Raw genomic sequence first — 8,856 nt, 5'->3', positions numbered from 1 at the left:
GTGAGTTACAACACCTTCTGTCGGCAGCTTGCCGTTTCCGATCCACTCAATAACCGTATCATAGCAGAACGGGCTTAAGTGTACACCAAGAAGGTCTAACTCTTTACGGTCGGAGATAATACTCCAGTCAACAGTTACCGGCTGTCCGAATACGGAGAACTCTACGAAACGTCCCATCTTACGGATGCAGTCCAGTCCCTGCTGTACGCTGGACGGATGTCCGCTTGCTTCGATATAAATATCACATCCGTAGCCGCCTGTCATCTCTTTGATCTTAGCTACAACATCTTCTTTTGCCGGGTTCATAACAACGTCTGCTCCGAACTCTTTTGCCTTTGCAAGACGGTCATCATTGATATCCAGTACGATAAGGCACTTCGGATTTGCCTGCTTCAGGGCACCTACCATACCAAGTCCAAGTGTTCCCACACCAGACTGAACTACTACATCTGTTGTCTTAACCTGTGCACGGTCTACACAGTGGAAAGAACATGCATATGGCTCGATAAGAGCTGCTTTTTCGATCGGCATATCTGCCGGTACCAGATACGGAAGAGCCTCTTTTGTCAGTTTTACATACTCAGCCATACCACCGTTTACATTATTCTGGAATCCAAACAGATCATGTTTCTCACACATCCAGTGACGTCCCGTCTTACAGAACATACACTCTCCACATGGTACGATCTGCTCAGGACAGATTCTGTCGCCAATCTTCCAGTTACCTTTTACGTTCGGTCCGATCTCTACAACTTTACCCACGAACTCATGTCCCGGAATCATAGGCTCCTTAATATATTTCGGCTGTCCGTCAAATCCCCAGAAACTTGCAGCTCCTGCAAAAGCTTTGGTATCACCTGCACAGATACCGCAGGCCTCCACCTTAAGAATCATCTCGCCCTCGCCGGCTCTTGGTGTGTCCACCATTTCAAATCTGTAATCTCCAGGTGCGTAAGCTACAATTGCTTTCATTTTTGCTGGTAAATTGCTCATAATCATTACCTCCCAATTTTAAATATTGTAAAATGACAAACTTCTTCCCCGGAAGTCCGAGGAAGAAGTCAGGATACTCACATGTGTTATTTTGAACGAATACGTTCACCTGTCTCAATATCAAACAGATGAGTCTTCTCTCCGCGAACTTCCAGTTTGATAATATCGCCAGCTTTATATCTGGTCTCATCATCAGTAATCAGCATTAACAATGTCTTTCCTACATGGATACCGATACGACGCTCGTCACCAAGGTTCTCGAATGTAGCAACCTCCTCCGGTGTACCCTTGGAATTCTCATCACCAATCAGCACGTCCATAGGACGAACACCCATCTTACACTTGAATCCATTGCTTACAACGCTGTTGTAACGCTCCGGAACAGCAATCTTAAGATTACTGTTCTCGAATGTAAAGAAGAAATGATCTCCATCTCCCACAATCGTTGTCTCCAGAATATTCATCGGAGGCTCACCGATAAAGGATGCAACGAACTCATTAACCGGATCATCGTATACTTCTGCCGGTGTACCATACTGCTGAAGAACACCAAAGTTAATAATAGCAATCTTATCTGCCAGAGACATTGCCTCTAACTGGTCATGTGTTACATATACAGTTGTACATTTAATGTCATTAATCAGACGTTTGATCTCAGTACGCATTGCCTGACGTGCTTTACCATCAAGATGAGACAGAGGCTCGTCCATCAGAAGCAGTTCCGGACGACGGATAATTGCACGTGCGATATTAACACGCTGTTTCTGTCCACCGGATAATTTAACAGGCATCTTGTCCAGAAGATCATCACACTGCATCAAAGGTGCAATCTCACGGACACGTTTGTCAATCTCTGCTTTATCAACACCTTTTGCCTTCAGGTTGAAAGCAATATTGTCATATACGGTAAGCGGCGGATACATAGCGTAATCCTCGAATGCAAGACCGATATGTCTGTCCTTCGGATGCAGATTATTTACCAGAGTGTCTCCGATATAAATCTCTCCTTTTGTAATATCCTCCAGACCAGCAGTCATACGAAGAGTTGTAGTCTTACCACATCCGGAAGGGCCGAGAAGTGCGATAAATTCGCCCTGCTCTGCAACAAGATTCAGATCCTTAACAGCATAATCGTTCTGTTTTGCACCTTTTTTCTTCTTACCGTCATTTTCATAACGTTTATAAAGATGTTTTATTGTCAATCCTGCCATATTCTTATCCCTCCTGTTCTGCAGCAAACTGCTTAATCACTGCTTCATTGTATCTGGTCAAGTATACTTTGGTATCTGCGTCAAAGAACATAGCATTATCAATCTTCATATCAACATAAACATCCTGGTCAATCTTAACGCTCAGACCATTCGGAGCGATCATACGAAGCTGCTTTCCGTCTGTTGCCTCTGCAACGATAACTGACTTATTACCGATACTCTCATAACTGTATACGATACATTTCAGGTATCCTTCCTTAGGCTCGAAGGAATATTTCAGATGCTGTGGTCTCATACCCATATCAATCTTGTCTAATCCCAGCTCATCCAGCTTAGCATACAGATCTTTTTCTGCCGGAAGCTCGTATGTCTTGTCAAGACCTTCTACTGCAAGCATATATTTGTCGCCGGATTTTGTAAGAGCACCTGTGAAAAGGTTAATCTCCGGATCACCCATCAGCTGTGCAACGAATTCATTACACGGCATATAGTAAATCTCATCGCCTGTACCGATCTGTACCACTTTACCTTCATTAATAATAGCAATTCTGTCACCCAGTGACATTGCTTCCATAAAGTCATGTGTTACATAGATACTGGTTGTACCAAAGTTTGCCTGGATCTCTTTCAACTCTGTACGCATGGAGTTACGAAGCTTTGCATCCAGATGAGCCAGAGGCTCGTCCATCAGGTATACTCTCGGAGAACGAACCAGAGCACGTCCCATAGCAACACGCTGTTTCTGTCCATTGGACAACTGGCTTGGCAGACGTTCCAGCAGATAGTCCATTTTCATCATCTCAGCGACACTCTGGATTTTCTCTTTAATATATTCTTCATCTTTCTTATATAACTTACTTCTCAGCGGAGATGCCATATTGTCATATACTGTCATCTGCGGATACAGAGCATAGTTCTCGAATACCATTGCCGTATCTCTGTGAGCAGCATCCACAAGGTTTACAATCTCTCCGTCAAATTTTACAACACCCTCTTCCGGGAGCTGAATACCGGCGATACAGTTAAGAATCGTCGTCTTTCCTGCACCGGCAGGTCCAAATAATACGAAAAATTCTTTATCTTTGATATCCAGTGTAACTCCGTCAAGAGCAGTGACTTTTCCGAATTTTTTTGTAACGTTTTCCAATTGTATTCTTGACATATTCTCACCTCTATCCTTTTACTGCACCGAAACTCAGACCACGTACCAGATGTTTCTGGATACAAAGTGCGAAGATGATAGCCGGCAGAGCAGAAACTGCTGCTGCTACAGCAAGCTGTCCATAGTGAGCACTATCTGTTCCCAGGAACTTTGTAATAGCAACCGTAATCGGCTGAACATTGGTACCACCAAGCATCAATGGGAATGTGAAGCAGTTCCATGCAAAAATGAATGCCAGAAGAGCTGCTGATACAAGACCCGGTTTGATCAGCGGAATAAGATTCTTGAAGAAGATCTGATACCATGTGTAGCCGTCAACCTGTGCAGCATACTCAATTTCTACAGAAATATCTTCAAAGTATCCTCTTACAACCCAGATCAGAAGAGGCATTGAGATCAGCTGGTATACCCAGATAAGTCCAAAATATGTATCATAAATACCCAGTGTCTGATAAATCATGAACAGAGGTAATACTACCAGGATCTCAGGAGCAAATTTGAAAGAAAGAATCTGGAATGCAATATCCTCTTTCTTTTTAAAGTTATATCTTGCCAGTGCATATGCAGCAGGCACACCTGCAAGTACGGAGATAATTACCGCACCGCCGGACACGATCAAACTGTCTAACATATACTGTAAGTAATCTGTATTAAACAATACTTCTTTGTAGTTATCCAAAGTTGGTGTAAAGATAAATGTCGTACTGTACATCTCAGCATCTGACTTAAATGTCAACAGCACCATCCAAATCAGCGGAAACAAAGCAAATATTGCATATATAGCCAATAATCCATTCTGAACTATCCGGCCTAATCTTTTTGTAGCTGTATTCATGCTCAACATCCTTTCCGTTAAATATTCTCAAATGTTTCAGATACCTTCGCCTACTCTTCCAGACCTGCTGCCTGTCTCTGAGCTGCTCGCTGTCTCTTAACAATCTGTTTTGCAACCATATTAATGAATACCCACAGAACCAGAATGTACGGAAGTGCGAATCCGAATTTCTGGAACTGGAAACCTGTCTGATAAGATGTCAGAGACAGGTTCATAAGAGTATCTCCAGGACCTCCCTTTGTAAGCGAGAAGATAATCGCATATTCCTGTAATGCCGCCATAAGACGGAACAGAAGAGCGATGTACAAACTCGGTTTTAACATAGGTAAAGTTAAGTTCCGGAAGTTGAACATTGTGCTTCCACCATCAATCTTAGCTGATTCAAACGGTGATTTCGGCAGTGACTGGAGTCCTGCAAGTACCAGAAGCATACAGAATGCTGTATTAACCCAAACGTCAATCATAACAGCTGTCATCATAGCTGTCTTCGGACTCGCTGCCCACGGGAAGCCTACAATTCCGAATACGTTCAGGAATTTCTCTACGATACCTACTGAGTTGTTCAGCATCAGCTGCCAGATAATTGTTGCTGTTACCGGCGCGATCATAAGAGGGAAGATAAGTGCCACTCTCATGATTTTAGAGAATTTATTGTTCAAGTTGTTCAGAAGGATTGCAATTCCCATACCTAATCCCATTTCAATAACGGTAGTAAAGAATGCATATCTAAGTGTTACCCACACTGCCTTCCAGAATACAGAAGACTTCAGAATCGTAATCCAGTTCTTAAGTCCAATAAAACTATATGTAGGCATTCTGAAAGAATAATTGGTTAATGAATAGTAAATTGCCATTATGAATGGAATCATAATACCAATCGTAATGATTAATGCAGGAGCTACAATTAAGTAAGGAAGCACCCTTGTTTTAAACGGTACCACATTCAGTTCGCTCGCAGCAGTACTGTTTTTTGTCTGCTCTTTCATCCTGTTTCCTCCAATCAAATATTTTTGTCAGTCCCCCTGGGTTCTGTTTTTTAGAAAAAAAATCAAGGAGGGTCAGGTAACCCCTCCTTGACTCTAACCCTTTAATGAACTATGTACGCTAAAATACACATGTTATTACTCAGATACTTCCAAGTCAGCTACAACTGTATCAAGGTCTTTCTTCAGCTGTTTCATACCTTCTTCTACGGACGCATACTTGTCACTTGTAACAAGATCCTGAAGAACTTCGGACCATTTTGTTGTACACTCGAAGAAGTATGGATGTGGTGTAAAGTAAATAGATGCATTATCCTGTAATGTTGCGAAAGCTTCAAGATAATTATCAGCCTTACCTACAATAGCCTTGTACTCTTCACTATCAAATACGGACTGACGCGGAGTATCCGGAGAAGCTCCCTCTGTACCTGCCCAAAGCATGTAATCCGGGCTTGTGAAGTACTGTAAGAAGAACCAAGCAGCCTCTTTATTCTTAGAATCCGCATTGATACCCATGGACCATACCCAAAGGTTGGACTTCATATCAGCTTCTGTCTTTCCTTCCGGAAGCGGAATTCCTGACCAGGAAATATTTCCGGACTCAGCAGAAGCACCCTCAAAGTTGTTGAAGTATGCATTACTTGTTGCATCGAACATCATAGCAGCTTTTCCTGCACCAAGGTCAACACCACACTGATACCATGTATATGTGGACCACTGATCGGAACCGCCTGCTTTAATCAGGTCTACCCAGTACTGTGTCATATCAATTGCTTCTTTGGAATCTAACTTACAAACAAGTTTGCCATCTTCGATAGCGAAGTCCTGTCCGCCCCATGTTGCAAACAGTGACATATATCCAGGATGAATTGTTCCCCAGTCACGAATACCACGAACTGCAATACCATATGTACCATCGCCATTGAATCCCTGAAGAGCTTTAGCTGTCTCAAGCAGTTCATCTGTTGTCTTCGGAACCTCAAGACCCTTCTCTTCAAATACTCTCTTGTTATAGGAAAGGTTGTTCAATTCCCATCCCATTGGAAGTGCCCACTGAGAACCTTCGCCTACAGCGTGTCCCGGAACAAGATCCCATTTCAGAGCGTTAACAACTCCTGGCATAAAATCATCAAAATTGTAATCTGCAGATGTTAATGCCGGATTGTCGATGTAGTCCTCCAACGGCTCAAGATATCCAGCCGGAGCATACTCCCAAACCTGATAAGCACCTGTCATGAAAACATCCGGATTTCCTGAACGGCTGCTAAGAGCGGTGTTCAGTTTGTCAAAGTAGTTGGACTCAGGTGTTGATGTATATTTAACCTTAATTCCTGTTAACTCTTCAAACTCTGGAATCTTTGCGATAACAGCCTTGGAATAGTTATGCTCATTGAACATTACATTGATTTCTGTTCCTTCATAATTCTTCCAATCAAAATCTTCTGCGCTTCCTTTCTCTGGAGCGTCACTTTCCGGCTCAGCACTTGTCGTCTTACCGCCGCAACCAATCAGCATTGATGCAACCATTGCTGTGCAAAGAAGTACGCTAATAACTCTTTTCTTCATACCTTTCTTTCCTCCCTTTTTTGGTTTGTTTGTTCGACACATAAAGTTCCCTCTCTATTCGGTTTACCTGCCCGAATTACTTTATGCATTTTGTTGAGTTAATTATATCTCTCATCATTACTTTTGTCAAGTTTTTTTACATTTATCACTTTTCACTATTTTTCACTGGTATTTTTGCACTAAATGTATAAATATTGTTTCGTTTTTTTGTCCGTTTTTTTCTTAACAATCTTTAGCCGTACTTGCAGTTCCTCCATTTTTAGTGTATGATTATTCTTATCGCACTAGATATGGAGGATTTTATAATGAAAGCATTTGAATATGACAGCGGCTTTATGAAGTTTGCCACATTATTAAGTCGCGTTACTCTGTTGAACCTGTTATGGATGGTCTGCTGCCTCCCTGTGATAACGGCTGGAGCTGCCACCATCGCCCAATATTATGCAACCAACCGTCTGATAGCCGGTGATATGCATGTATTTCAGAATTTCAAAGAAGGATTCCGCCTTCACTGGAAACGTGCCACTGTCGTATGGGTCATCCTGGCAATCCTGTCAGCAGTTTTCTTCATGGATTACCGGATCGTTACCACCACAGATATCCCCGGGAAAACTGCCCTGATAGTAATCTCTGTCCTGGCATTTATCACACTGGTAATGGGAATGCTCTGGATCTACCCGGTAATGATTAATTTTACCGGAACCATGAAAGAGATTCTGTTTAATGCATTTGTATTTGCATTTATGTATGCACCGGTCACACTGATTGCCGCAGGCTTTTACGCACTGACAGGTTTTCTGTTTGTCAAATTCCTCATAGCCAGAGGTCTTGTCTTCCTGTTTGGCCAGGGCATGATCGTATACGCCATACTTAATTTATATGAGAAAGTTTTCCAAAAATACCGAAACAAAGAAAATTAATTCATTTTAAATCCTGTAAGAAAAAAGTGGTCTCCCAAAGGAAACCACTTTTTTATATCTCCGGATATTTTTCTAGAACTTGAATGCAACCTTGAAGTCACCGTATTTTCCTGATGCATAGTCAAATGCCTTCTCCCACTCTTCCAGTGTGAAGTAGCTGGATACAACACCCTCTGTCTTCAGATTGCCCTTTACCATGTTCTCAATTACAAATGGATATGCATATGGGCTTAAGTGTGAACCGAGGATATCCAACTCTTTACGGTCACCAATAATGGACCAGTCAACAGTTGTCTCTGAACCGAATACAGAGAATTCTACAAAACGGCCAAGCTTACGTGTAATGGTAAGTCCCTGGATAACGCTGGACGGATGTCCGGTTGCTTCAATGTATACATCGCATCCATAGTCGTCTGTCAAAGCTTTAATTTCTTTATCAATATCACATTTTCCAGGATTAAATACCAGATCAGCTCCGAACTCTTTTGCCTTCTCCAGACGTTTGTCCTGCATATCAAGAACGATCAATAATTTTGGATTCTTCATTCTTGCGTATGTAATCATGCCAAGTCCCAGTGTTCCTGCACCGGAAATAACTACTACATCTTCATTAGTGATGCTTCCGCGGTCAACCGCATGTTTGGAACATCCATAAGGCTCAACCAGAAGTGCCTGCTCAACTGACATTTCTTCCGGTACTCTGCTGAGAACACAGTTCTTTGGATATCTTACATACTCAGCCATACCGCCGTTATTGTAAGACTGGAATCCCAGCATATCATGCGGCTGGCACATCCAGTAATGTCCGTCTTTACAGAATTTACATTTTCCGCAAGGTACGATCTGGTCAGCAATGATTCTGTCACCAAGCTCATATCCTTCTACATTCTCTCCCATTTCTACAATACGTCCAAAGAACTCATGTCCCGGAATGAACGGAGGTTTTACCCATGAAGGCTGTACATCATCTCCCCAGAACATTGCTGCACCATGGCTGCACTTTAAGTCTCCCGCACAGATACCGCAGGCCTCTGTTTTAATAATAATATCGTCTGGTCCACATTCCGGTGTCGGATATTCCGGCTCAAAACGGTAATCATCTTTACTGTATGCCACCAGTGCTTTCATTGTTTTTGGAGTACTTCCTTTGTTTGCCATAATTTTTTCCACCTTTCTATGATTTTAA

Annotated in this window: 8 protein-coding genes; 1 reads left to right on the top strand and 7 read right to left on the bottom strand. The window is 42.3% G+C overall.

The features are described from left to right. From ACQRCC_RS13360 to ACQRCC_RS13335, 6 genes are all read right to left on the bottom strand, one after another. Window positions 1–993 (bottom strand): alcohol dehydrogenase catalytic domain-containing protein (locus ACQRCC_RS13360; RefSeq protein ID WP_427851258.1); only part of this gene is annotated, 993 nt, incomplete at its 3' end. Between the two features lie 86 nt (window positions 994–1,079). Further along, entirely contained in the window at window positions 1,080–2,204 is a 1,125-nt protein-coding gene (locus ACQRCC_RS13355) for an ABC transporter ATP-binding protein (RefSeq protein WP_427851257.1), read from the bottom strand. Window positions 2,205–2,208: 4 nt separating this feature from the next. Further along, complete coding sequence (locus tag ACQRCC_RS13350) at window positions 2,209–3,366, bottom strand: ABC transporter ATP-binding protein (protein ID WP_427851256.1); 1,158 nt, start codon at window positions 3,364–3,366, stop codon at window positions 2,209–2,211. A 10-nt stretch (window positions 3,367–3,376) separates the two neighbouring features. Beyond that, complete coding sequence (locus tag ACQRCC_RS13345; protein WP_427851255.1) at window positions 3,377–4,201, bottom strand: carbohydrate ABC transporter permease; 825 nt, start codon at window positions 4,199–4,201, stop codon at window positions 3,377–3,379. Window positions 4,202–4,251: 50 nt separating this feature from the next. Beyond that, window positions 4,252–5,187 (bottom strand): carbohydrate ABC transporter permease, encoded by a 936-nt coding sequence (locus ACQRCC_RS13340; RefSeq protein ID WP_427851254.1) that lies wholly within the window; start codon window positions 5,185–5,187, stop codon window positions 4,252–4,254. A gap of 135 nt (window positions 5,188–5,322) precedes the next feature. Beyond that, complete coding sequence (locus tag ACQRCC_RS13335; RefSeq protein WP_427851253.1) at window positions 5,323–6,750, bottom strand: ABC transporter substrate-binding protein; 1,428 nt, start codon at window positions 6,748–6,750, stop codon at window positions 5,323–5,325. Between the two features lie 305 nt (window positions 6,751–7,055). Here ACQRCC_RS13335 and ACQRCC_RS13330 point away from each other — a divergent pair, with 305 nt between their 5' ends. Continuing rightward, on the top strand, window positions 7,056–7,670 hold the full coding sequence (locus ACQRCC_RS13330; protein ID WP_427851252.1) for a YesL family protein: 615 nt from the start codon (window positions 7,056–7,058) through the stop codon (window positions 7,668–7,670). Between the two features lie 72 nt (window positions 7,671–7,742). Here the strand turns inward: ACQRCC_RS13330 and ACQRCC_RS13325 are convergent, their stop codons facing one another. Beyond that, window positions 7,743–8,828, bottom strand: coding sequence for an alcohol dehydrogenase catalytic domain-containing protein (locus ACQRCC_RS13325; protein WP_427851251.1), 1,086 nt, complete (start codon window positions 8,826–8,828; stop codon window positions 7,743–7,745). Window positions 8,829–8,856: the final 28 nt, after the last annotated feature.

This window comes from Sporofaciens sp. SGI.106, assembly GCF_050314255.1.
Taxonomy (GTDB): Bacteria; Bacillota; Clostridia; order Lachnospirales; family Lachnospiraceae; genus Claveliimonas.
The sequence above is the reverse complement of the archived record's forward strand: the minus strand, read 5'-3'. Positions and strand labels throughout refer to the sequence as shown.

Bases quoted from the DNA above. Each gene is read 5' to 3' on its own strand.
- ACQRCC_RS13330 (WP_427851252.1), top strand. From the start codon at position 7,056: ATGAAAGCATTTGAATATGACAGCGGCTTTATGAAGTTTGCCACATTA.
- ACQRCC_RS13340 (WP_427851254.1), bottom strand. From the start codon at position 5,187: ATGAAAGAGCAGACAAAAAACAGTACTGCTGCGAGCGAACTGAATGTG.
- ACQRCC_RS13350 (WP_427851256.1), bottom strand. From the start codon at position 3,366: ATGTCAAGAATACAATTGGAAAACGTTACAAAAAAATTCGGAAAAGTC.
- ACQRCC_RS13345 (WP_427851255.1), bottom strand. From the start codon at position 4,201: ATGAATACAGCTACAAAAAGATTAGGCCGGATAGTTCAGAATGGATTA.
- ACQRCC_RS13335 (WP_427851253.1), bottom strand. From the start codon at position 6,750: ATGAAGAAAAGAGTTATTAGCGTACTTCTTTGCACAGCAATGGTTGCA.
- ACQRCC_RS13355 (WP_427851257.1), bottom strand. From the start codon at position 2,204: ATGGCAGGATTGACAATAAAACATCTTTATAAACGTTATGAAAATGAC.
- ACQRCC_RS13325 (WP_427851251.1), bottom strand. From the start codon at position 8,828: ATGGCAAACAAAGGAAGTACTCCAAAAACAATGAAAGCACTGGTGGCA.